Genomic DNA, 23,057 nt, shown 5'->3' on the forward strand with positions numbered 1-23,057 from the left:
ATTTGCTCACAGACCATGTGCACATTCTTATCTCAATTCCACCAAAGATGGCAGTTTCTTCTGCTGTTGGCTTTATCAAAGGGAAAAGTGCCATTTATATCGCTCGCAATTTTTTGGGAAAGCGTCGCAATTTTGTGGGCGAAAGTTTTTGGGCACGAGGATTCTATGTTTCAACTGTTGGGCTCGATGAAGCTTCTGTGCGTGAGTACATCAAGCATCAGGAAAAAGAAGACCAGCGAATAGACCAGTTGCAATTGTTTTGAGGCAGCCGCCTTTAGGCGGTTCAAGCGTTTCTAACCGCTTTGAGCGGTTCACAGCATTTCAAGCCCCCGGCTTTGCCGGGGGTACATGACTTTTGCTAGCACAAAGGGGACAAGAATTACGGTTGCCATGGTTACGCTCATATCCAGGGGCGAAAAGCGGGCCATAGCGTTGGGGTTTTTCCCCAGCCAGTGCAGGGCGAAGCTTGCCAGCACAGGCAGGGTGAAAGGGGAAAGAAGTGAGGTTAGCACTACCCCCATCAAGGCCAGGGTAAAATCAGCGCCCACAATAGCGGCAAACACGGAAGAGGTGACCCCGGCCGGGGCACCAGCCAAAAGCAGCCCCCCCAGGGCAAATTGTGGCAAGATGAGGGAAAGGAGTAAAAACGTTACAAGGGGAGCCAGCAGTAATTTGCCTGCGACCAGCATGGTAAGTTTTGGGCGCAGTGTTTTTGCAGAAGAAAACAGGGCTTCTGTTTTCAGGCCAAGAAAGCTCAGGTACAGAATAATCATCAGGCTGACGCGGGGGAACCATTCCAGGGGTTTTCCCCATTGAGGCAGAAAAATGCCAGCGCCAATGCCAGCAAAAGCAACCAGAATAAGAAAAGCATCACGTAAACGCATGGTGGTTACCCTAATAAGGCTATTGCAAAACTCAGTTTTGCGTGCTTTTTCCATCATGCTTCGTTTTACCTGCGCAAACCGAAACATGGCCTAAGCCACAAAAAGCACTCAGTTAACGAGAAAATAAATTTTCCTTATTCGTACTTTTTGGAGCGTCTTCCCTGCGGGAAAACGCTAAAAGATTATCTTGCATTATGAAGTACAGGTGGGTGTATTGCAAGGAACGTGCTGATGAAAGAAAATTGTGGCAGCGCGCAATTTTTGCTTGGCAAGGTATGCACATTTTTTTAAAGGCGGGCGTTAGCCATTGTGCGGGAAACCGAATGGAAGCTGTACGCAGGGCAGTGCGCATATGCAGTACAAATAAAAAGCAAGGTGACGCTGAAATTGCCTGGGGCAAGCGTGTGCCACCAGGGAGCGTTATTCACATGCCAGCGCAGGTTACAGGCTGTGGCGTGAAGGTGGGTGCGGGACTAAGGAAGCAAGGGCGCTTGCTTCACCGGTAAAATAAGGAGGAGGGGTAACCGCAGCGGTGAGCACGCGGTTGCGGCTTAATTTTTTAGCTTCATACAGGGCGCTGTCTGCATTGGTGGTAATGTGCTGCATGAGGGCACCAGTGTGTTCTGTGCTGTACCATTCGGGCAAAATAACCGCAACGCCCATACTTACAGTAATGGGTACCGTGCGTTTGTCGGTTGTGGGCACCGGGGTTTCCTGAATGGCGGCGCGTATGCGTTCTGCCGCTGCGTAGCCTTGTTGCAGGTCTGCCCCGCTAAAGAAAAAGATAAATTCTTCCCCGCCGTACCTGCCAAAAATATCACACTGGCGCAAATGTTTCTGCGCAGTACTTACCATGTGCTTCAGGGCTTCGTCGCCTTCAGGGTGGCCGTATGTGTCGTTGAATTTTTTGAAATGGTCAATGTCCAGCATGGCAATGCAGCAGGGCATACCAGCTAAGCTGGCGCTTTGGATTTCCACAGTGGTGAGGGAATGGAAGGAGCGACGGTTTAACACGCCAGTAAGGGCGTCGTGTTCTGCCAGGTATTTGAACTTGGCTTCGCTCTGCTTCAAGGCATACACAGCGGCAGTGCGCAATTCCACTTCTTTTTGCAACGTTTTTGCAAGGGTGGTCAGGGCTTCTTCCTTCAGGCGCAGGGCGCTCATGGTGGTATCAAGCTGCATGACCATGTTGTTGAACGCTTCAGAAAAGTCACCAAGAAATTGCAGGCGCTGGGTAAAATCGCCGCTCTCCACTTGCTGTACCTGCCATGTCATGTGGCGCAGGTGTGACTGCAAAGCTTTGAACGAGCCAGCCATGAACCCTTTCATGCGAATGTCGGCAGAAAGGTTGCCTTTTGTGAAGTCTGAAAGAATTCCCCGCAAGACTACCAATTTCTGGTGCAGTTCCTCAATGTTGGCAACGTCTTGAAGTTCTTCAGGGATTGGGGGCGGCGAGGCACTCTCAATAAGGCTGTTCACAAGCCACACAAGAAGATCCATAGGATCCTTGGGAGTGCCAGTCATGAAGTGTTACTCGGTAGGTTTGGCGCTGAAGCGGCAGGTTCTTGCGCCAGTGCACCAGCAATCCACTTCCTTCACTTCAAAAGTCTTGCCAGTAAAACCAAGTAGAATGCCTGCAATGAACCCTTCATCGTACACGCATATCTGGTCGTCAATATCAGGAAGGCCAGAGCAGTCCAGGTCTTCATCTACGGTGAACATGGCTTCCATGGTTTCCGGGTTGAACGATTCCACGCGGAAAATGCCAATGCCAAGGTCTTTGAAGAGGTCCTGCACACGCTTTACAAGGGTGTTTACATCGGTAGCTTCAGTGCAAAACTTATCGTAAAAGGCTTTGCCTGCCAGTACACCGGCATGGCGGAATAATGTGTCTGCCACTTCGGTGCCGTAATTTTGTTCAATAACATCACGCATGGTAAACTGAAAAAGGCGGTATACCTCAATGCTGGTGTTGCCCCCCAGACTAGGGCGGGCAAGGGCAAGGTCACTGCCTATAACGTCCCAGGTAAATTCATACTTTCGTTGCTTTTCAGACATGGAAGGGTATTCCTTTTTACGGTTGCCAAGGGAATAGTACAAAGGTAAAAAATGATATTTTATTTCCTTGGCATGGAAAATTTGAGGAGTAATCCGAGCTGTTATTGCTGCATTACAAGGTTTTCCCTCATGATTCTTTAATACACTAGCATATCGCATATATTTTGTATAGAGCCATGATGCAGGCTGTGCACAGGACATAAAACCAGTTGCAGGCATGGCTACCGCGGGTGGGTGTATAGTCAGTGCTGTATTTTCGTTATGCCCTTCCTTATGCACTAGAAAGGGGAATTCGCTTTTCTCCTAGTATACTTCCTGTGCCATTGTCATGCGAAGCATCAGGCATTGGCCCAAAAACAGGCTTGCTTGGTCCTCTTTTTGCAAGTGGAAAAGAGTTTGTCGCATTTCCTGGGGCACCGCCAATCCGCAATGCCTATTGGCCTATTGGCATTACGGCACCGGGCCGGCAGTGACTTAAAAACCAATGGTATGGTGGAGGCGGCGACCCTTCCTATAAAAATGTGTTGCAAAGCCAAGGGGCTGAAAGAATACTTCGTCAGCAATTTCCCCAAAAAAGGATTTGTCATGAAAGAAAATGTGTTGTCTCAATTTGGCCCTTTGTATCACAATTACTCTTTGTTTGGAGTTCATAACGAGCAATTGCCTGGCATATTCAAATTGAATCAGCAGGCAAAGGAGGAATTCCTCATCCCGTATATTACCCGCGCAGTCAATATATTGAAAGAGACAAACATGCTCATTTCATTTATGGAGCTTTTTTGCGCAGATGGGTATTATGCTATGGTTGCCAGGCAGTTGGGGGCGACTATTGCCTATGGGGTTGACAATAACCGAGATGGTTTTTTTGCTAAAGCGAGCCAAATAGCTTCCGCTTTAGGCGTAGACAATATTCATTTCTTTGAAAAAGATGTGCAGGATATTGGCACATTCAAGCCTGTGGACATAGTAGCCAACCTTGGTGGCTTGTATCATGTTTCAAACCCTGAACAGATATTGGTTGAGAGTTATGCTGTGGCCAAGAGCTTTTTGATAGTACAATCCGTCGTTTCCATGGAAAATAATTCTGAAGATTATTTTGAAGCTCCCGCACCGGGTTGGAGTTGGGGCTCACGCTATAGTCGTGAAAGTTTCCATAAAATGATTCTTGCAAAAAACTGGAACATACTGGATTACAATTTTAACGAACTCCCAGGAAATATCAATAAAGTGAGCATGGGCAGTGTGTACTATCTCATAAAAAAATGAGGCATGATTTGCAAACATATTTGATGCCTACGTGCAGCAACATTGGAGTATTATAGCGGAAGCTGCAAGCTTTCCGCTGCCCCATTTGCGCGCTTTTTTCAGGGCAAGCATTCTCAACAGTATGTAGCCATGGGAATTTTCTTAAGCAGGCGATAGGTGAGGCAGACAGGGGGGAGGCATTGCAAGGGTTTTGGCCCCTTACTTCATGCCCCTTGCCAGGGCTGGCCGTTGCCACAACCAGGCCAGGCGCACTTTGCGCAAAAAATCGTGGAAAGGAATGCGCTCCAGGTTGTTGTCGCACACGGCGTCAAAGGCTTGCTGTACATGTTCCGGCACCACCCGTTCTGCCCCGTATTGGGCCACCAGCGCATGCAGGGTGTTTTCCCACAGGCAATCTTCTTCCACCGAAGGGTACACCAGCGTTTGCGGGGCAATGAGTATGCGTGGGGGGTGCATGCTGGGGGCAGCCTTTGTGGGGCCGGTGTGTGTGGGTGTGGTTCCCATCAGGCTTCCATTTTTTGGACCAAAAACAGGGTTTCCGGGTGGTATTGTTTGTTGCAGCAGGCATAACGAACAACCCGCCACGCAGGGCAAGGCAAGGCCGCGCACCACGCTTCCACCGCATCCATTTCTTCCTTGCCGCCTTCATGCCCCCCGTAGGCGTGCAGGCTGAAAAGGCCATAGGGCACCAGCTTTGCCGCAAGTGTGGTTATGGCCTGCATGGTACTGTGCTGCCGGGTGGTGACGGTTTTGTCACTGCCGGGCAGGTAGCCCAGGTTGAACATGGCCACGCACAGGGGCATGTTTGGGGCCAGTGTTTCTGCGGCGGTTTGGTGCCCTTGCCCGTGCAGGGAAAGGTGCTGGGCAAAGCCCTGTTCTGCCAGCCGGGTGCGGGTGGCATGCAGGGCTTTTTCCTGAATGTCAAACGCCAGCACCTGCCACGGTGCGGCAGGGAACGCTTCGTGCATGGCCTGGGCCAGAAAAAGGGTGTCGTGCCCGTTGCCGCAGGTGGCGTCTACCGCTGCCCATAAGGGAGCAGGGCCTGCTGCCTGCTGCCCCTGCTGGGCAGCGGCTGCCACCATGCCAAGAGCCCGTGTTACCCCTATTTTGGCAAGCTCCAAATGGGAAGGATAGGCAAAACGCACGGCAGGCTATTGGGTGGTTTCTGTGGCGTTGCCAGCAACGCGGGCTGCCTGTTCTTCAATGCCGGCAATTTGTTCCTGTACTTTCGGGGTGCTGCGCCATTCAGCATACAGTTGTTGCCAGCGGGCAAAGGGAATGAAGGCTTCGTCCAACTGGTCTTCATGGTTTTGCACCCACATGCCGAACAGGTTCAGCTCCATGTGGAAGCGGGCAGAATCAAACACTTCCTTAATGGTGTGCTCCGGGCTGGCTGTTTCAAGGCGGCCTGCTACGAACATGCACACTGCTTCCACGGAAGACTGGTGGTCAATTTCCCGGCCATCCAGCATTTCCGCCAGGCCAAACAAGGTGGGGTAATCGGTTTTAATGCGCTCCACCGCCTTTTCTGGCAGGGAAATAATGAGCTTGTCGCCTTTTTCGGCAATAAAGTAAAAGCGCAGCCAGTTTTCAAACATAACCACTTCCACAATGCGGTCAAAGGCGGTTTCGAACGAGGTTTTCATGGCTTCCTTTTGGGTGGTAAGTGTTTTGATTCATATGGCTTAAAGAAACAATTGTATGCGGGATGTTTTGGAAACGCTCCGTTATTTCGTTTGGCAAGGCATGAGATTTTTTACGGGATAAATCATCATTTCCCCAGTTCCATGATGGAGTGCAATAACAACCGAGTATATTCCGTTTGCGGCGCAGTGAACAGGGTATTGGCCGGAGCCTGTTCCACCACCTTGCCCCGCTGCATTACTGCCACTTGGTCGCTCATGTGCCGCACCACGGCAAGGTCGTGAGAAATAAAAAGGTATGTCAGGCCCAGTTCATCCTGCAAATCAAGGAGCAGGTTGAGGATTTGGGCCTGCACCGAAGCATCCAGTGAAGACGTTGGCTCGTCGCATACCACAAAGGCCGGGCGGCTGACCAGGGCGCGGGCAATGGCAATGCGCTGGCGCTGCCCCCCGGAAAACTGGTGGGGAAAGCGTTTTGCCTGTTCCGGTTCAATACCCACCCGCTCCAGCATGGCAAGGGCCCCTTCGCGGCGCTGGGCTTTGGGGAGCGGGGCAGGGGCGCAGGTAAGAGGCTCCTGCACGCTTTCCAGCACGGTCATGCGGGGGGTCAGGGAAGAATACGGGTCTTGGAATACCATTTGGATATGGCGGGTCATTTCCTGCCGAAACGCCCTGTAATTGTCATGCGCTGCGGCGTTCCACAGCGGTTTCCCCATTACCAGCACGTCGCCGGAATCAGGCGGCAGCAACCCTACCACCATGCGGCCCAGGGTGGATTTACCACAGCCCGATTCCCCTACCAGCCCCAGGGTTTGGCCCTTGGGAATGGTAAGGGAAACATTGTCCACGGCGCGGGTTGTTTCCGCCCCCCGCAGCAACGTGCCCCGCCCGGTAAAGGAGCGGCACAGGCCTGTGGTTTCCACCAAGTTTTCCATAGCTGTTGCCTACAACTTTTTTGCCAGTTCTGCCACCAGGCCGGGAATGGTGTAGTCTTCCGGCTGAATGTGGCAGGTAAGCCCGGCTTCCTGCAATGTTTGTGCGGTGACAGGGCCAATGCAGGCCAGCTTCACTTCCGGGTGCTGCTTAAGCAATTGGGCTGGCACAAGGGAAAGGAAGTTTTCCACAGTGGAGCTGGAGCCAAAGGTAATGCAGTGGATGCTGCCGTCTGTAATGCCTTTCAGCACTTCATCCTTGCGCCCGTGGGAGGGCACATTGCGGTAAATGGGGAGTATCTGCACGGTGGCCCCGGCCTTGGTCAGGGCTTCGGGCAGCACGTCGCGGGCCACTTCCGCCCGTGGCAGCAATATTTTTTGGTCCTGCATGCCCAGGGCCAGCATGCCTTCTGCAATGCTTTCCGCCACAAATTTTTCCGGAATAAAATCTGGCAGAATGCCCTTTTCTTCCAGGGCTTTTGCCGTGGCAGGGCCAACAGCCACCACCTTGCACGGGGCCAGGGCGCGTGCGTCCAGCCCCAGGGCCTTCAACCCGTGCCAAAAGTGGCGTACCCCGTTAACAGAGGTGAACACCACCCAGCCATAGTCTTTCAGCGTGCCAAGGGCCGCAAGAATGGGGGCCTGGTCCGGCATGGGGGTTATGTCAATGGTGGGAAACTGGATAACGTGTGCCCCTTCTTCCGCCAGCAGGGAGGCGCTTTCACTGGCCTGTTCACGGGCGCGGGTAACCACCACGGTTTTGCCATACAGGGGGCGCTGTTCAAACCAGTTAAGCTGGTCGTGCAGGCTTACCACGCTGCCCACCACAATAATGCTGGGGGAGGCGAAGCCCTGTTTCACCGCTTCTTCCGGCAGTTTTTCCAGGGTGCTTACCAGGCTGCGGTGCTGGTGGGTGGTGCCCCAGCGCACCAAGGCGGCAGGGGTTTCCCCCGGCATGCCGCTGGCAATGAGCTTGTGGGAAATATCTGGCAGGTTCTTCATACCCATAAAGAACACCAGGGTATGCCCGCCTTTGGCCAAGGCCGCCCAGTTATGGGCCGATTCCGGCTTGTCTGGGTCTTCATGCCCCGTGGCAAAGCACACGGAAGAAGCGTGGGAACGGTGAGTTAAAGGAATGCCCGCATAGGCCGGGCCTGCAATGGCGCTGGTCACCCCCGGCACAGTTTCAAAGGCAACCCCGGCGGCAAGCAGTTCTTCCGCTTCTTCCCCGCCACGGCCAAACATGTAGGGGTCGCCCCCTTTCAAGCGGGCCACCACCTTGCCTTCTTTGGCCTTGTCCACAATAAGGCGGTTAATGCCGTCTTGCGAAAGGGTGTGGTCGCCCCCCTTCTTGCCTACGTAAATGAGCTCTGCCCCAGGCCGGGCGAAGGCCAGCAAGGCATCGTTGGCAAGGTAGTCGTATACCACCACATCCGCACGGGAAAGAACGTCCTTGCCCTTCAAGGTAAACAGGCCAGGGTCGCCCGGGCCAGCACCAATAAGATACACTTTCATAGCAGCCTCATTTTAGCGTGTCGCAAGATGAATTTATTGTTTTTTATTGGGGGACGCTGTCCCCCAGCCCCCTGCAAGGGGAATGATTCCCCTTGACCCTCATATGCGTTCAGTTTTTCGCAATGCGAAAAACTGAACGCTGATGTGGGGTTCCAAGGGCATCATGCCCTTGGCGGTGGGGCTTGGGGAGGCAGAGCCTCACCAATAAATGCACAATTACAGGGCTTCCTGAAAACGGGTTTTCAGGGCTTGGAGCTTGGCAATGGCGTCGGCCAGTTCTACCACGCGGTTTCTGTCGCGTTCCACCACTTCAGCCGGGGCTTTTTCCACATAGTTGGCATTGCCCAGCTTGCCTTGCAGCATGCCGCGTTCTTTTTCCATTTTGCCCAGTTCTTTTTCGATGCGGGCCACTTCTGCGGCAAAGTCTACTGCACCGGTGAGGGGCACAATAATTTCATTGCCACGGGCCACCTGGCTGGCGCTTACCTTGGGTGCTTCTGCTGCGGCGTCTAGGGTCAGGCTTTCCAGTCGGGCCAGGGTCATAATCATTTCCCGCGCTCCTTCAAGGGCTTGTGCTGCTGCGGCGTCAGCCGGGCGCACCAGGGCGTTCAGGCGCAGGGAAGGGCTAATGTTCAGCTCTGCCCGAATGGTGCGCACCGCTATAATAACGTCCTGCACCATTTCCATGCTGTCGGCCTGGGCAGGGCGCACGCAACCGGGGCGTATCTGCGGGAACAGTTCTGCGGCAAGGTTTGCCCCTTCCCCATGCCCTGGCAGGGCCTGCCATACGGCAGAGGTAATGAAGGGCGTTACCGGGTGCAACAAAATGAGGGTTTCGCGCAGCACGCTCCAGAGTACGAAGCGGGCTTCCTGCTGGCGCTGGCCGCCTGCCTGCATGTCTGGCTTGATAAGCTCCAGGTACCAGTCGCAAAACTCGTTCCACACAAACTTGTACAGGCTTTGGGCCGCATCGTTGAAGCGGTATTCTGCCAGGGCTTCCTTCTGGGCCGTTTTGAGCTCTTCCAGGCGGTGCAGAATCCACTGGTGGTGCAGGCCTGCCACGCCTTCAAGGTTCACCGCTTGCGGGGCATTGCCCGGTTCTAAGTTCATCAGGGCAAAGCGCGAAGCGTTCCAGATTTTGTTCATGAAGTGGCGGTAGCCGTCAATGCGGTCTTCTGAAAGGCGAATGTCGCGGCCCATGGCGGCAAAGGCTGTGAGGGTGAAGCGCAAGGAATCGGTGCCGTATTTGTCAATCATCACCAGGGGGTCAATAACGTTCCCTGTGGACTTGGACATTTTCTTGCCTTCAGCGTCGCGTACCAGGGCGTGAATGTACACATGCTTGAAGGGCACCTGCCCCATAAAGTGCTGGCCCATCATCATCATGCGGGCCACCCAGAAAAACAGGATGTCGAACCCGGTAACCAGCACGCTGGTGGGGTAGTAGCGCTTGAGTTCAGCCGTTTCATCGGGCCAGCCCATGGTGGAAAACGGCCACAGGGCGGAAGAAAACCAGGTGTCCAGTACGTCATCTTCCTGTACCAGACTGGCAGAACCACATTTGCAGCAGGTGGTGGGGGCTTCTTCTTCCACCATCACCTCGCCGCAGGCAGGGCATGTCCAGGCAGGAATGCGGTGGCCCCACCAAATTTGGCGGCTAATGCACCAGTCGCGAATGTTGTCCAGCCAGTTGTAATACGTTTTCAGCCAGGAAGTGGGGTAAATGGCGGTTTCATCCGGCACGGCATTGCGGGCCTTTTCGGCCAGGGTTTTTACGGCCACAAACCACTGGGGGGAAACGTGGGGCTCAATAATGGCCTGGCAACGGTAGCAGTGGCCCACGCTGTTTTCATAGTCTGCCACCTGCACAAGAAAGCCCTGGGCTTCCAAATCGGCGGCAATCTTCTTGCGGGCTTCTTCCTTGGGCATGCCGGCATAGGCCCCGGCCTCGGCATTCATGCAGCCTTCGTCGTCAATAACCTGCAAAAATTCCAGGTTGTGCTTGTGCCCCAGGTGCCAGTCGTTGTGGTCGTGGCTGGGGGTCACTTTCAGCGCACCTGTGCCAAATTCGCGGTCAACGTAGGCGTCGGCAATCACGGGAATAAGGCGGTCTGTCAGGGGCAGGCGCACCTTTTTGCCCACCAGGGCGGTATAGCGTTCGTCTTCCGGGTGCACGCACACTGCCGTGTCGCCCAGCATGGTTTCCGGGCGGGTGGTGGCAATGGTCAGGCTGCCGGAGCCGTCTTCCAGCGGGTAGCGAATGTGCCACAGGTGGGTTTTCTGGTTGGCGTGTTCCACTTCATCGTCTGCCAGGGCAGTGTGGCAGCGGTTACACCAGTTGATGATGTAGGAACCTTTGTAGATAAGCCCTTCTTTGTACAAGCGCACAAATACCCGGCGTACGGCGCGGGAAAGGCCTTCGTCCATGGTAAAGCGTTCCCGCGTCCAGTCAACGGAAGCACCCATGGCTTTAATCTGACGGCGAATATTTTCCCCGTATTCTTCTTTCCACTGCCACACGCGCTCAATAAATTTTTCCCGGCCAAGGTCGTGGCGGGTTTTGCCTTCCTGGGCAAGGCGGCGCTCCACCACGTTCTGGGTGGCAATGCCTGCGTGGTCTTCACCCGGCACCCACAGCACGTCTTTACCAAGCTGGCGGGCGTGGCGGCACAGCACGTCTTGCAGGGTAAGGTTTAAGGCGTGCCCAATGTGCAGGTTGCCTGTTACGTTGGGCGGCGGAATAACAATGGAATAGGCTTCCGCCTTGTGTCCATTGGTTTCCGGGGTGGGGGTAAACGTGCGGTTTGTTTCCCAAAAGGCTCGCCAATGGTCTTCAATGTCCTTGGGCTCGTAGCCTTTGGGCAGGGTATCTTGCGGTGTGGTTTCAGACATATAATGCTCTAGGGCTAAGGTGTTGCTGTTCCCCGCTTGCCAAAGCAGGCATGGGAACGTACCATGAGTGGACAAACGGCGATAATTCTATCGTTGTTGAGAGAAACGCTTATTAAATGGCATTTTGGAAACGCGCAGTTATTTCGTTTGACAAGGTCGGGGACACAGGCCCTGTGCGCAAGCTTTTTTTGAAGCAGGAGTGACAATACCGCAGGAAAGCGGAATTGGGAACCGCCCAAAGGGCGGGAGCCGAAGGCCGAGGCCCAGGAAGGGCCGAGTCAGCTCTTCCGCCCTCGACTGTTTCAAAAAAAGCGCAGTAACGCAGTGAAACGGAATAAATCAGCGTTTCCATAGCGGAACATTTTCATTGAGTGGTACGATAATGTCAACCCTTCTTATAGTATGGGATGAATCCCAGCTTTGGGGCCTTTTAGCTGTGTACGCTTTGCGTGCCCTTGGGGTGCCGCACACCGTGTGCCAGGCAGCCCATTTGCCGCAGGTTTTAGCCGCCCGTAAAGGGGGCATGGTGTTTGTGCCGGGGGGCAATGCCCGGTATAAAGCCCGCCGCCTTGGCCCGGCAGGGCGCGAGGCCGTGCGCGGCTTTGTGGCCGGGGGCGGGCAGTACCTTGGTTTTTGCGGCGGGGCGGGGTTGGCCCTTTCCTGGGGCAAGGAAGGGCAGGAAGATGTGGGCCTTGGCCTGTGCCCCAGCGGGCGTGGCAGCTATGACGACCGCATGCAGCATTTTATGAGCGGGCACTTGCAGGTACACACCCCGGCAACAGCCTTGGGGTTTGTGCCGGGGGCCACAGGCCATGCCCCCCTGCTACCCGTGTGGTGGCCTGGGCGCTTTGACCCCATGGAAGAAGGCGGGTTGACCGTGCTTGCCACCTACAGTGACCCTGCCGACGATTTCTGGCTGGCAGATTTGCCCATTGCCACCTTGCCTCCCGGTACTTTTGATGTGTGGCGCGACATGTATGGCTTTGCCGCTGTGCCGGACTTTTTGCGCGGGCAACCCTGCATGGTGCATGGCACGTATGGCAAGGGGGCCTATACTTTGAGTTATTCCCACCTGGAAACACCAGCCTCCCCCTTTGCCAATACCTGGTTTGCCCATATTTTGCGGGAACAGGGCGGCGTGGCAGCCCCTGCAACGCCCCCAGCCCAGGGCATTGCCCAGTGGCACCCGGCCAAAGCCCCTTCCCTGTGGGAAGATGCCACCCTGGAAGCTGTGGCCAATGCCATTGAGGACCTAGCCAGAGTGGGGCTTGAGCATGGGCTGCTGTTTCACCGTACCCCATGGCTTTTGGGCTGGCGCACGGGTATTCCGGGGGCTTCCTTGAATTCATTGCGCCTTGCCATTCACAGCATACGCAGCCTGCCCCCCAGCCCCGGTGCCGTGGCCTTGTGGCAAAAACAGAAGGATGCCATAGCCCGTGCCACCACCTTGTTTCATGATGGTTGTGTGCAGTATTTTCTGGCAGAGCGCCTAGCCATGACCCTTGCTAAATCGCTGCCCGGCACGGTGCCAGATGCCATGTTGCAACAGCAGCGCCAAGGGTTGTTCGGCCCGCCCATGCGGCCCGGGGGAGTGTATGCGGAATTGATAGCCGCCCTGGATTCCCTGGCCTTTTTGCAGGCAGAAGCCGCCGCACAGCATGAGTAAGCGTATGGACACAGTGGAGAATTCAGAAATACACCAGGCCGCCAGCGCGGCCCCGGCCCGAAAGGAAGGCCCGCCTCGCCGTAGAAAGCGCCGGGAAAGTGATTCCCCCGCGCCGGATGCTCCCTTGCGCCATGGCTTTACCACTGGCACAGCCGCCAGTGCCGCCAGCGCAGCGGCAGTGCATTTACTGTACGGGGCAGCCCTTGGCAGCCACATAACGGTGGGGCTTCCTCCCTTTGATGTGCAGGGCAACCCCACTGGCCCCTATGACGTGCCCCTGGCAGGGGGGAAAGTGCTGTGCGCCGGGTCTGTTCCTTCCCCTGAATCGCTTGCAGCCATGCTGCACGAGGCGGGCGTGTGCCCTGTTGCCTCAGCCCCTGAGGATAGTCCTGCCACAGCGCCATGTGCCTTTCAAGGCGGCGGCTGGTTGCCCCAGCCCCATGCCGTGTGCGCCGTGGCCCGTGTAGTGAAGGACGGAGGCGACGACCCGGATGCCACCCACAAGGCAGGCATTGTGGCATGTGCTTGTGCCCAGCCTTTTGTATGGCAGCATGCAGCAGAATGTTCCACGGCAGAGCCATGCTCGCAGCAACCCTGCCCTGTGTTGCTGCCCGTAATGGTGCCGGGTGTGCAGGTGGTGCTGTATGTCGGGGCAGGCATTGGGCGCGTTACCTTGCCCGGTTTGCCTGTGGTTGTGGGGGAACCTGCGGTAAACCCGGTGCCGCGCCAGCAAATTAGCCTTGCCGTGGCAACCGCCTGTGAGCAACGTGTGCGTACCGCACAAACAAGAACAGAACTACCTGTTTCGATGCATGTGTTGCTGTGGGTGGAGCAGGGGGAAGGCATTGCCCGCAACACCCTGAACCCGCGGTTGGGCATTGTGGGCGGCATTTCCATTTTAGGCACCCAGGGCACGGTAAAGCCCTATAGCCACGATGCGTGGCAGGCCACCATTGTGCAAGGCCTGGAAGTGGCAAAGGCCGTAGGGGTGGACACACTATTGCTCAGTACCGGGCGGCGCAGTGAGCGGCTGTTATTTTCCCTTTACCCGCATTTGCCTGCCGCTGCCGGGGTGCAGGCGGCAGATTTTGCGCAGTTTTCCATAAAAGAGGCTGCCCTGCGCGGTTTCCCCCATATTGTATGGGGGTGTTTTGTGGGCAAATTACTGAAACTGGCCCAAGGGTTGGAATACACCCACGCTCATTCAGCCCCGGCAGATATGCCCATGCTGGTGGCCCTGTGCCAGCAGGCAGGGGGCAGTGCGGCCCTGGTGGCACAGGTGGCAGCCATGCCCACGGCCCAGGGGGCGTTTGCCATTATGCAGGAACACTCTCCCCCTGTGGCACAGGCTGTGTTGCGTGTCCTTGCAGCAAAGGCGTATGCCGTGCTTGCAAGGTGGTATGCGGCCAGTTCTTCCAGCAACGCCAGTTCTGCCAGCCCTGTGGTGTTGCACGTGCTCAGTATTGAAGGTAAATTACTGTATACGTACCCGGAAAAAGCACACCACACCTAGTGTTACAATGATCTGTATTCAGGAGTATGGCACAATTATCTTTTTTAAGCCTTCGTTTGCGTTCGTTTTTCCGCAAAACAAGAAAGTGAACGTGGATGCGGGTTTCAAGGGCATTATGCCCCTCAAACTGACGGCAGTAGCGAGCCGTGGCGCGACAAGGCGGGGCGCAGGTGGCTTTGCCGCCGAAGTATGTATCCCGCCGCAGAAGGGGAGAACAGTACGGGGTTAGGGGGTAGATTCTCCCCAAGTAAAGTGTAACAGTGTAATTTTGTCATGATCTTTAGTTAAGGAGTATCGCCATGCCGCGTATTCACATTCTCAGCCTTGGGCTTACCCCACCGCAACACTGGGCAGACCACCCGCCCCACGGGGTGGCAAATATGCTTGCCAGTGCTCAGGTGCTTGTGGGGGGCAAGGCGCAGCTTGCGCCTTTTGCCGACCACCCGGCCCAAAAAATTACGGTGAGCAAAAGCGTGCCTGATGTGCTGAAGCAGATGGCTGTTTTCCAGCAGCGGGGTCTTACCCAAGTGGTGCTGTGCAGTGGGGATGCCTTGTTTTTTGGCCTTGGTGCTTCTGTTCTGGCCTGGTTTGGTCGGACAGCGGTTTCTGTGTTGCCGGGGGTAAGTTCCTTGCAGGGTGCTGCGGCATTGCTGGGGCAGCCGTGGCAGGAATGGCAGGCCGTTTCCCTGCATGGGCGGGAAAACTGGTTGCCCCTTGCCCATGCGGTGCTGGCGGGTGGGCCTGTGGCAGTTCTTGTGGATGCCCGCACAGGCCTTGCCGAGGTGAACGAATTTTTACAGGAACGCGGGGCCGCAGGGTATACCCTGCACCAAATGGAAGCCTTGCATACCACGCTGGAAGGCCGGGTACAGGCTGAACATGTGCTGCGCCTTGCCCCGGAAGATTCAAAACCGCAAGAATCATGGCAGGAAGTGCCATGTGCTCGTGGTGCAAAACCACGGGTGATTGTGCTGGAACCACCAGCCCTGCATTCCCGGGCAGGGCAGCAGTACCCGTTGTTTGGTATAGATGATGCCCTGTTTGCCAAGGAAAAAGGGCTTATCACCAAAAGTGTTATTCGTGCGGCAGGGTTTGCGGCCTTGCGTCTTTCCCCGCACCACACCATGTGGGATTTGGGCGGTGGCAGCGGGGCAATGGCAGTGGAAGCTTCCCGCCTGGTGCGGCAGGGGTGTGTGTATAGTGTGGAACGCCATGAAAGCCGCCTTGCCCTGATGCGGGAAAACCGCAAACGGTTTGCTGCCGTGAACATGGAAATTGTGCAGGCTATCTTGCCCCTGGGGCTGGAAGGTCTGCCTGCGCCCCACCGGGTGTTTATTGGCGGTGGCCTTGGCGGGGCAGAGAATGATGCCACCCAATTGCTGCATGGGGTATGGGAAGCCCTTGCCCCCGGCGGGTGGTTGGTGGCCCATTGTGTGCTGCTTTCTTCCCTGGAGCGCTGCCGCAAAGTGCTGGCAAGCCTTGGTGCCAGCGTGGAAATCACCTGCATGCAGGTAAGCCATGCCGAGCCCTTGGGCACAGATGTACGCCTTGCCCCCCTGCCCCCGGTGTTTTTGGTAGCTGCGCAGAAGGCTGAGTGATTTCTTGGGAAGGCTCTGCCTCCCCAACCCCCTCCGCCAAGGGCATGATGCCCTTGGAACCCCTATCAGCGCTTGCTTTCCCGCTTTGCGGGAGGCAAGCGCAAATATGGGGGTCAAGGGGCGTCACGTCCCTTGCAGGGGCTGGGGGACAGCGTCCCCCTTATCAAAATGACAACAGCGCGCATGGGCGCGTCAAATAATTTGGGAGTTTATACATGGCAGAAACGAGCATGGGCATGGTGTGGTTTGTGGGTGCGGGCCCTGGCGACCCGGAGCTGATTACGGTGAAGGGCAAGCGACTTATTGAAGAAGCTGATGTGGTGCTGTATGCAGGTTCCCTTGTGCCCGTGGCCCTGGTGGCCTGTGCCAAGCCTGGGGCGCAGGTGGTGGATTCTGCTCCGCTGAACCTGGAAGAAACCCACGCCATAATGCGTGATGCAGCCCGCGCGGGTAAAATGGTGACACGGGTGCATACCGGGGACGCTGCCCTGTATGGGGCCATGCGGGAGCAAAAGGCCTTGCTGGATGCGGACGGCATTCCCAGCCGGGTGGTGCCGGGGGTTACTGCCGGGTTTGCTGCGGCAGCGGCAGCCGGGGTGGGCTTTACCGTGCCGGAAGTGGTGCAGGCCGTGGCCTTTACCCGTGTTGCCGGGCGCACCCCCGTGCCGGAAGGGCAGCGCGTGCGCGACTATGCCCGGCTTGGCGGGGCTTTGGCCATTTACCTTTCCGCAGGCGACCCCCAAGCTGTGGCAGAAGAATTGCGGGCCGGGGGCGTGCATGAAGACACCCCTGTGGTGCTGGCAAGCCGGGTGGGCTGGCCGGATGAAACCGTGGTGCACAGCACCCTTGCAGGGCTGGTGCAGGCCGCACAAGACCATGGCTTTACCCGGCAAACTGTGTTTTTGGTACTGCCGGGGGAACGCAAGGAGCAGGCCCCGGCTTCCCGGCTGTATGCTAAGGAATTTACCCATGGGTTTCGGCAAGGGGAGAAATGAGGTTTACCCTGAAAATGGCAACCAACATATTTATAAATGGGCAAAAATATATTTAATGCATTGAAATAACTTGGGATACTTTTTATTGTTGATATGGCCCCCTTGTGGTAAATATAGAGGTGGTTTTTGGCCACGCTCCCTCATGTTCTTATTTGATTGAGGGCAGCGCGTTACGTTTACCAAGGAGTTCGCATGGTTAATTCCCGATTGGTTTTTTGCTCACTTCTCGCTCTTTTGGTCCTTCCTGGGTGTGTAAAAAAACAACCTCCTGCCCAGCCCGCCCAGCGTACCGAACCTGCCCCTGGCTACCTTGCCAAAGGCACAAGCGGTAAACCGCTTTATATTGCCTCACAAAATTCGTTGCAGAATGCCAAATTTTTGGTGGCTAGTCCGGTGAAGCACGGTGAAGTGTGCTCACTGTTCGGGCCGCGCAAGCTTTCTGCTAAACGCAAGGCAACCAAATTTCATTGGGGTATTGATATTCGCGCAAAACGCGGCACTGAAGTGCTTGCCGCAGCCCCCGGCAAAGTGGTGTTTGTGGGAAAAGGGCAGCGTGGCTACGGCAAAACCGTAGACATTGAACACCAAAATGGCTTTGTAACGCGCTATGCCCACCTGGACCGTTTTTATATCAAGAATGGCGCTGTAGTCCAGGAAGGCACGTTGATAGGCACAGTGGGCCGCAGCGGGCGCACAACAGGTGCCAACCTGCACTTTGAAGTGCTTAAAAACGGCCAACGCCTGAACCCACTGGAATATAAGGCTTGGGTGGAATAACCACGCAAGCACACATGCCGCTTTTATAGCGCATGTGAAAAAGCCCCCTGCATCGTTTGATGTGGGGGGCTTTTTCACATGCGCAGCAAGCCTTGGCAGGGAAGACGTCCCAAAAAGTATGAATGCTGGAAACTAATTTTCCAGTAAAATGAGTGCGTTTTGTGTAACGTGTTTCGCGCATGGTTTATTTCTGAACGAGAAGTTCCTGTTCCAGGGAGAATGTGCAAAGCGACCCGTTGGGCTTACAGTGTTGTGGGCACTGTGGGCATGGTGGTTGCCTTTGCCTTGACAGGTGGGAGGCAAGCACGCATTATATGACGAATAAAAGTTTTTATAAGGAGAAATCAATAAGCAATCTATTTGACAGCCTGCTGAACAACCCGGCTTTGAATGACATAAAAAATAAGGCGCAGGAAACACTGGGGCAAGTAAGTGGCAGCGGTGCAATGGAATCGTTAAAGCAAAACCTTGGGGGCAATAGCCTTGGTGGCCTGCTGGGGGCTGGTGCCCTTGGTGGCCTGTTGGGGGCGCTTGTTACCGGAAAGTCGGTACAAAAGGTGGCCAAAGGCGCTTTGGTTGTGGGTGGTACTGCCGCCGTGGGTGCCCTGGCATGGCAGTTTTACCAGAAGTGGGCGCAACCCGGCACTGCCCAAACTGGCGGTCCTGCCCCCACTGCACAGCCCGGCACAGCCGCGCAAGGCAACATGCCTGTGGCAGCCCCAGGCAGCCAGCCCGTAACTGTTCAGGATGCAAGCGTGAAAGCCCTGATGCTTGTGGAAGCCATGGTGTTTGCGGCGCGGGCAGACGGGCACATTGATGAAACGGAACAAAGCAGAATTTACGAAACAGTGGCAAAATTGTGCCCAGGCCAAGAACCCACCAAGCTTATTGAAGAATTGCTGCACAAGCCCCTTGACCCGGCTTCCATTGCGGCAAAAGTGGGTTCACAAGAAGAGGGATACGACATTTACAAGCTTTCCTGCCTTATTGTAGACGTAGACCACTTTATGGAGCGCAGCTACCTGGACGGCCTGGCTGCAAGCCTGCACATTTCGGCAGAAGTAAAGTTCCGTCTGGAGCAGGAAGCAGAGGCCCTGAAACAGCAGGTGTATGCTGCCAATAACGGGTAAATAATTTCTGGAAAATTGATTCGCCTGCACCGCCTGTTTGCGCTGCATAAAAACAACGCCCCTGAAGGAATACCTTTCAGGGGCGTTGTTGTATTCTGCGTGGGCAGGCTGCTTACTTTACTTCAGTAAAGTCTGCGTCCACAACGTCGTCGTCTTTGTCTTTTGGCTTACCAGCGTGCGGGTCGGCTTCGGCATGGCCTGCGCCTTCCTGGCTTTTTTGTGCGTAAAGCTGTTCTGCCAGTTTATGAGAAGCCTGGGAGAGTTCTTCGGTTGCCTTTTCAATGGCTTCCAGTTCTTCACCCTTCATGGCTTCTTTCACCAGGGTTACTTTTGCTTCAATGTCTGCTTTCATGGAAGCGTCGGCTTTGTCGCCCAGGTCTGCCAACGATTTTTCTGTGGCATAAATCAGGGAGTCAGCCTTGTTGCGCGCTTCAATAACAGCCATGCGCTTTTTGTCTTCGTCAGCGTGCAATTCAGCTTCTTTCACCAGCTTTTCAATTTCTTTTTCGGAAAGGCCGGAAGAAGCGGTAATCTGAATGGTTTGTTCTTTGCCTGTGCCAAGGTCTTTGGCAGAAACATTCACAATACCGTTGGCGTCAATGTCAAAGCTTACTTCAACTTGTGGCAGGCCACGTGGTGCCGGGGGAATGCCCGTCAGTTCAAAGCGGCCAAGGGTCATGTTGTCGCCAGCCATGTTCCGTTCCCCTTGCAGAACGTGAATGGAAACTGAAGGCTGGTTGTCTGCCGCAGTAGTAAACACCTGGCTTTTCCGGGCCGGAATAGTGGTGTTGCGGTCAATAAGACGGGTCATAACACCACCCAGGGTTTCAATACCCAGGGAAAGCGGGGTTACGTCCAGCAGCAGTATGTCTTTCACATCGCCAGTAAGAATGCCGCCCTGAATGGCTGCGCCCATGGCAACTACTTCGTCCGGGTTCACGGAACGGTTGGGTTCCTTGCCGAAGAAGTCGGTGACGGTTTTTTGCACCAGGGGCATACGGGTCATGCCACCCACCAGTACCACTTCGTCAATGTCAGAAGCTTTCAGGCCTGCGTCGGCAAGGGCCTTTTTGCAGGGCTCAATGGTGCGCTGCACCAAATCTTGCACAAGGCTTTCCAGTTTGGCACGGGAAAGCTTCATGGTAAGGTGCTTGGGGCCCGTTTGGTCTGCCGTAATAAAGGGCAGGTTTATTTCTGTTTCCTGAGCGGTGGAAAGGTCTTTTTTGGCCTTTTCCGCAGCTTCTTTCAGGCGTTGCAGGGCCAAGCGGTCCTGGGTCAGGTCAATGCCGCTTTCTTTTTTGAATTCAGCAGATATCCATTCAATAACGCGCTGGTCAAAGTCTTCACCACCAAGGAAGGTGTCGCCGTTGGTTGCGCGCACTTCCACCACGTTGTCGCCCACTTCCAGAATGGAAATGTCGAAGGTACCGCCCCCAAGGTCGAATACGGCAATTTTTTCGTTTGCCTTTTTATCGGCCCCGTAAGACAGGGAAGCGGCCGTGGGTTCGTTGATGATACGTTTCACTTCAAGCCCGGCAATGCGGCCAGCGTCTTTGGTGGCCTGGCGCTGGGAGTCGTTGAAGTAGGCCGGAACGGTAATAACCGCTTCGGTAACGGATTCCCCAAGGTAGGCTTCCGCGTCTGCTTTCAGCTTGCCAAGAATCATGGCAGAAACTTCAGCGGCAGTGTATGTACGGCCTTCAACTTCCACCGCAGCGTCGCCGTTTTTATCGGCAACAATGTGGTATGGGCTGTGGGTCTTCCAGTTTTTAATTTCAGGCGTGTCAAATTTACGGCCCATCAGGCGCTTGATACCAAACACAGTACGTTCCGGGTTGGTAACGGCCTGGCGTTTGGCAATGTCGCCAATGAGACGGTCTTTGTCTGTAAAGGCTACAATGGACGGTGTGGTACGCCCACCTTCGGGGTTGGTAATGCACTTTGGCTCTTTGCCTTCCATAACGAAAACACAAGAGTTGGTGGTACCAAGGTCAATTCCAATTATCTTACCCATATGCGCAGTTCCTCCTCGCTCATCAATTGCGGCGCAAATGCACCGCAGGTATATTTACGTATTCATCAGGAAAGATAAGTTCTTTTTTGGAAGCGTCTAGAGATAGCCACCCATTTTCACGAAATTTTTATTGTCTTACCGGGCCGATGGTTTTATATTAAACGATAACATATTGATTCTGTTTAAAAAGAAGGCTGTACGCTGCATGAATAACAAACAGGCACATTTGCAAAAAAATGGAGATGGGGGCAGGGGCGCAGGTGTTTGCGCCGTGCTGAGCATGGGCGGCTGTTTTGCCCTTGGCAACTTTACAGACAATTTTTATAAGCAGTGTGCCGTGCTGCTGGCAGCTTCCGCCGGGCTTACTTCCATGCAAAGCTATGCCACTGTGCTGTTTTCCCTGCCTTTTATTCTGTTTTCGGCCTGGGCCGGGTGGCTGGCAGACAAAGTACCTAAAAAGCATATTGTGGTGGGGGCAAAAGCTGTGGAATGTGTAGCCCTGTTGCTGGGGGCCTGGGCATTGCTGCATGGCTTGTGGGCGGGCATGCTGGCCGTGTTGTTTTTTATGGGGTTACAGGCCACGTTTTTCAGCCCGGCCTTGAACGGCGCTATTCCTGAACTGTTTGAAGCCCCCGCTGTGCCCAGGGTAAATTCTCTTATCAAGCTTGCCTCCACTGTGGCGGTGCTGGCAGGCATTGCCGGGGCAGGCTTTTTTCTGGATTTTCGCTATGTGCTGGCCCCGGAGCAAGCCGCAGGGCTGCACGTTGTGCACATGCCTGATGCGGTTCTGGCCTGGATGCCTGCCCTGCAAGGGGCTGGTGGGCAACTGGCCTTTGGCCGGGGCATGGCAGGCCTGTTCATTATACTGGTGGCTGTAGTGGGTGTGTTGGTGGCCTTTACCATGCGCCAGCCCCCGCGCCAGCAACACACACAGCAGCACCCGTTTCCCTGGGCCGGGCCTGTGGATTCTTTCCGTCATTTTTGGGCCTTGCGCGGGGACAGTGCCCTGTTTCTGGTGCTGTGTGCGGAAGCGTTTTTTTATGGCATTGCCGCCATTGCCGTTATCAGCGTGAGCAATCTCAGCGCTGCCCTGGGCTACAGCGATACCTTCAGCAGTATGCTTTCTTCCGCGCTTATGGTGGGCATTGCCGTGGGGGCGCTGTTTGCCGGGCGCACCCCGGCGGAAAGCTGGCAGCGCCTGCTGGCCCCTGCATCCCTTGGCATGGGGCTGTGCCTGTGGGCAGTGGCTGCCACCCCGTTGGCACCAACGCTGTTGCCCTGGGTACCCATGGCCCAGGCGGGCTGGTTTTTTGTGTGGCTGTTCCTGTGCGGGGTGTGCGGCGGGGTGTACCTTATTCCCCTGGCAAGCTTTATTCAGGTGCGCCCGGCCCCTTCTGAAAAAGGGCGGGTTATTGGGGTTTCCAATTTTTTGTCCTTTGTGTTTATTGCCTGTTGCGGGGTGTTGTTTTATGTGGTTGCCGCAGGGCTTGGGGCTGTGGCGGCTGCCTTGTTTGCGCAGGAAACAGCCAGGGTGGCTGCCAGTGCCGGGGTGTTTTTGGTGTATGGCGGTGTGCTGGCTGGCCTTGCCACGGTGGTGTGGCGGCGGGTGCATGCCAAGGGCTGGTCGCTTTAGTGGGGCAGGGCTATGACCCTCGCCAGAGAGGGGAACGGTCTGACTCCGTTTAGTGCAAGCTGCGTGCTTTATTTTTGTGTTTTGTTTTGGGCGTGGCACGTTGGTAAAACTAGGCTTTTTTATGCATGCTGCGTTGGCGGCAAATTTTCCGTCAGGGCAGACCGTGAGGTCAGCCCCTAGGAAAATCCGCCGCCGCCTTGCCTGCACAAAAAATACTATCTTTTCACCAACGCCCCGCCCAAGCACAGCCCCCTTGCTCGCATCGTGAACGCGCAAAGCCGCGTCCCGATGCTCGCAACGGCTTCGCTTTTTTGAACGGATGGAAACGCAAAGAACTTCCCTTGAGTGAAACCACTTTACTTTTCGCTGCCGGAGCATGGAACCCGCAGCCCGAGCGAAAAGAATCAAAGAAAAAGGTCTCCACATATTTTGATAGGCATGATTTATGTTATATGCTATGATTACTTCGTTACGAACTTCTGCGTACAGGGAAACTCGAGCTTGACAAATAACTTGTCCTGGAACAAGATTTCCCTTATGG

At 55.2% G+C, this 23,057-nt stretch carries 19 protein-coding genes; 9 read left to right on the plus strand and 10 right to left on the minus strand.

What is annotated here, in order from left to right; all coding sequences use genetic code 11:
- Positions 1-263 (plus strand): IS200/IS605 family transposase (gene tnpA, locus G497_RS0106095; RefSeq protein ID WP_027187494.1); only part of this gene is annotated, 263 nt, incomplete at its 5' end.
- 48 nt (positions 264-311) lie between these two features.
- Here the strand turns inward: tnpA and G497_RS16990 are convergent.
- The 3 genes from G497_RS16990 to G497_RS0106110 all read right to left on the minus strand — a co-directional run bounded on the left by G497_RS16990 (position 312) and on the right by G497_RS0106110 (position 2,942).
- Positions 312-941 carry a bile acid:sodium symporter gene (locus tag G497_RS16990; RefSeq protein WP_051257887.1) on the minus strand — a complete coding sequence of 210 codons (630 nt, stop codon included), beginning with the start codon at positions 939-941 and terminating at the stop codon, positions 312-314.
- A 384-nt stretch (positions 942-1,325) separates the two neighbouring features.
- On the minus strand, positions 1,326-2,384 hold the full coding sequence (locus tag G497_RS19055) for a sensor domain-containing diguanylate cyclase (protein ID WP_051257888.1): 1,059 nt from the start codon (positions 2,382-2,384) through the stop codon (positions 1,326-1,328).
- Positions 2,385-2,414: 30 nt separating this feature from the next.
- Positions 2,415-2,942 (minus strand): V4R domain-containing protein, encoded by a 528-nt coding sequence (locus tag G497_RS0106110; protein ID WP_027187495.1) that lies wholly within the window; start codon positions 2,940-2,942, stop codon positions 2,415-2,417.
- A 345-nt stretch (positions 2,943-3,287) separates the two neighbouring features.
- Here G497_RS0106110 and G497_RS0106115 point away from each other — a divergent pair, with 345 nt between their 5' ends.
- On the plus strand, positions 3,288-4,208 hold the full coding sequence (locus G497_RS0106115) for a methyltransferase domain-containing protein (RefSeq protein WP_027187496.1): 921 nt from the start codon (positions 3,288-3,290) through the stop codon (positions 4,206-4,208).
- A gap of 198 nt (positions 4,209-4,406) precedes the next feature.
- Here the strand turns inward: G497_RS0106115 and G497_RS0106120 are convergent, their stop codons facing one another.
- The 6 genes from G497_RS0106120 to G497_RS0106145 all read right to left on the minus strand — a co-directional run bounded on the left by G497_RS0106120 (position 4,407) and on the right by G497_RS0106145 (position 11,190).
- A complete protein-coding gene (locus G497_RS0106120; protein WP_027187497.1) occupies positions 4,407-4,712 on the minus strand; it encodes a hypothetical protein in 306 nt (101 codons plus the stop codon).
- Positions 4,712-5,353, minus strand: a complete 642-nt coding sequence (gene mnmM / locus G497_RS17000; protein ID WP_051257889.1) for a tRNA 5-(aminomethyl)-2-thiouridylate-methyltransferase MnmM — start codon at positions 5,351-5,353, stop codon at positions 4,712-4,714. Before mnmM ends, G497_RS0106120 begins: the two co-directional genes overlap by 1 nt.
- Positions 5,354-5,359: 6 nt before the next feature.
- A complete protein-coding gene (locus G497_RS0106130) occupies positions 5,360-5,854 on the minus strand; it encodes a hypothetical protein (RefSeq protein WP_027187498.1) in 495 nt (164 codons plus the stop codon).
- A gap of 125 nt (positions 5,855-5,979) precedes the next feature.
- Positions 5,980-6,786, minus strand: coding sequence for an ATP-binding cassette domain-containing protein (locus tag G497_RS17005; RefSeq protein WP_051257890.1), 807 nt, complete (start codon positions 6,784-6,786; stop codon positions 5,980-5,982).
- 9 nt (positions 6,787-6,795) lie between these two features.
- Positions 6,796-8,298: a uroporphyrinogen-III C-methyltransferase gene (cobA, locus tag G497_RS0106140; RefSeq protein ID WP_027187499.1), complete on the minus strand. Its 1,503-nt coding sequence runs from the start codon at positions 8,296-8,298 to the stop codon at positions 6,796-6,798.
- Positions 8,299-8,514: 216 nt separating this feature from the next.
- Positions 8,515-11,190, minus strand: coding sequence for a valine--tRNA ligase (locus G497_RS0106145; RefSeq protein ID WP_027187500.1), 2,676 nt, complete (start codon positions 11,188-11,190; stop codon positions 8,515-8,517).
- Positions 11,191-11,572: 382 nt separating this feature from the next.
- Between G497_RS0106145 and G497_RS0106150 the strand changes: the two genes are divergently transcribed.
- The 6 genes from G497_RS0106150 (at position 11,573) to G497_RS17025 (ending at position 18,869) form a co-directional block, all read left to right on the plus strand.
- The gene (locus tag G497_RS0106150) at positions 11,573-12,856 is read left to right on the plus strand and encodes a hypothetical protein (RefSeq protein ID WP_034636931.1); all 1,284 of its coding nucleotides are present in this window, start codon (positions 11,573-11,575) and stop codon (positions 12,854-12,856) included.
- Positions 12,849-14,369, plus strand: coding sequence for a cobalt-precorrin-5B (C(1))-methyltransferase CbiD (cbiD, locus tag G497_RS17010; protein WP_156907961.1), 1,521 nt, complete (start codon positions 12,849-12,851; stop codon positions 14,367-14,369). Before G497_RS0106150 ends, cbiD begins: the two co-directional genes overlap by 8 nt.
- A 299-nt stretch (positions 14,370-14,668) precedes the next feature.
- Complete coding sequence (gene cbiE, locus G497_RS17015) at positions 14,669-15,967, plus strand: precorrin-6y C5,15-methyltransferase (decarboxylating) subunit CbiE (RefSeq protein ID WP_051257892.1); 1,299 nt, start codon at positions 14,669-14,671, stop codon at positions 15,965-15,967.
- A gap of 215 nt (positions 15,968-16,182) precedes the next feature.
- On the plus strand, positions 16,183-16,962 hold the full coding sequence (gene cobM / locus G497_RS0106170; RefSeq protein ID WP_034636934.1) for a precorrin-4 C(11)-methyltransferase: 780 nt from the start codon (positions 16,183-16,185) through the stop codon (positions 16,960-16,962).
- A gap of 192 nt (positions 16,963-17,154) precedes the next feature.
- Positions 17,155-17,739: a M23 family metallopeptidase gene (locus tag G497_RS17020; RefSeq protein ID WP_051257893.1), complete on the plus strand. Its 585-nt coding sequence runs from the start codon at positions 17,155-17,157 to the stop codon at positions 17,737-17,739.
- Positions 17,740-18,053: 314 nt separating this feature from the next.
- Positions 18,054-18,869 carry a tellurite resistance TerB family protein gene (locus tag G497_RS17025; protein ID WP_084516040.1) on the plus strand — a complete coding sequence of 272 codons (816 nt, stop codon included), beginning with the start codon at positions 18,054-18,056 and terminating at the stop codon, positions 18,867-18,869.
- Positions 18,870-18,981: 112 nt separating this feature from the next.
- Here the strand turns inward: G497_RS17025 and dnaK are convergent, their stop codons facing one another.
- The gene (dnaK, locus tag G497_RS0106190) at positions 18,982-20,883 is read right to left on the minus strand and encodes a molecular chaperone DnaK (RefSeq protein ID WP_027187504.1); all 1,902 of its coding nucleotides are present in this window, start codon (positions 20,881-20,883) and stop codon (positions 18,982-18,984) included.
- Positions 20,884-21,088: 205 nt separating this feature from the next.
- Between dnaK and G497_RS17030 the strand changes: the two genes are divergently transcribed.
- The gene (locus G497_RS17030; RefSeq protein WP_156907963.1) at positions 21,089-22,516 is read left to right on the plus strand and encodes an MFS transporter; all 1,428 of its coding nucleotides are present in this window, start codon (positions 21,089-21,091) and stop codon (positions 22,514-22,516) included.
- Positions 22,517-23,057: the final 541 nt, after the last annotated feature.

Origin of the sequence: Desulfovibrio cuneatus DSM 11391, from assembly GCF_000430005.1 — a bacterium.
Lineage (GTDB): Bacteria > Desulfobacterota > Desulfovibrionia > Desulfovibrionales > Desulfovibrionaceae > Frigididesulfovibrio > Frigididesulfovibrio cuneatus.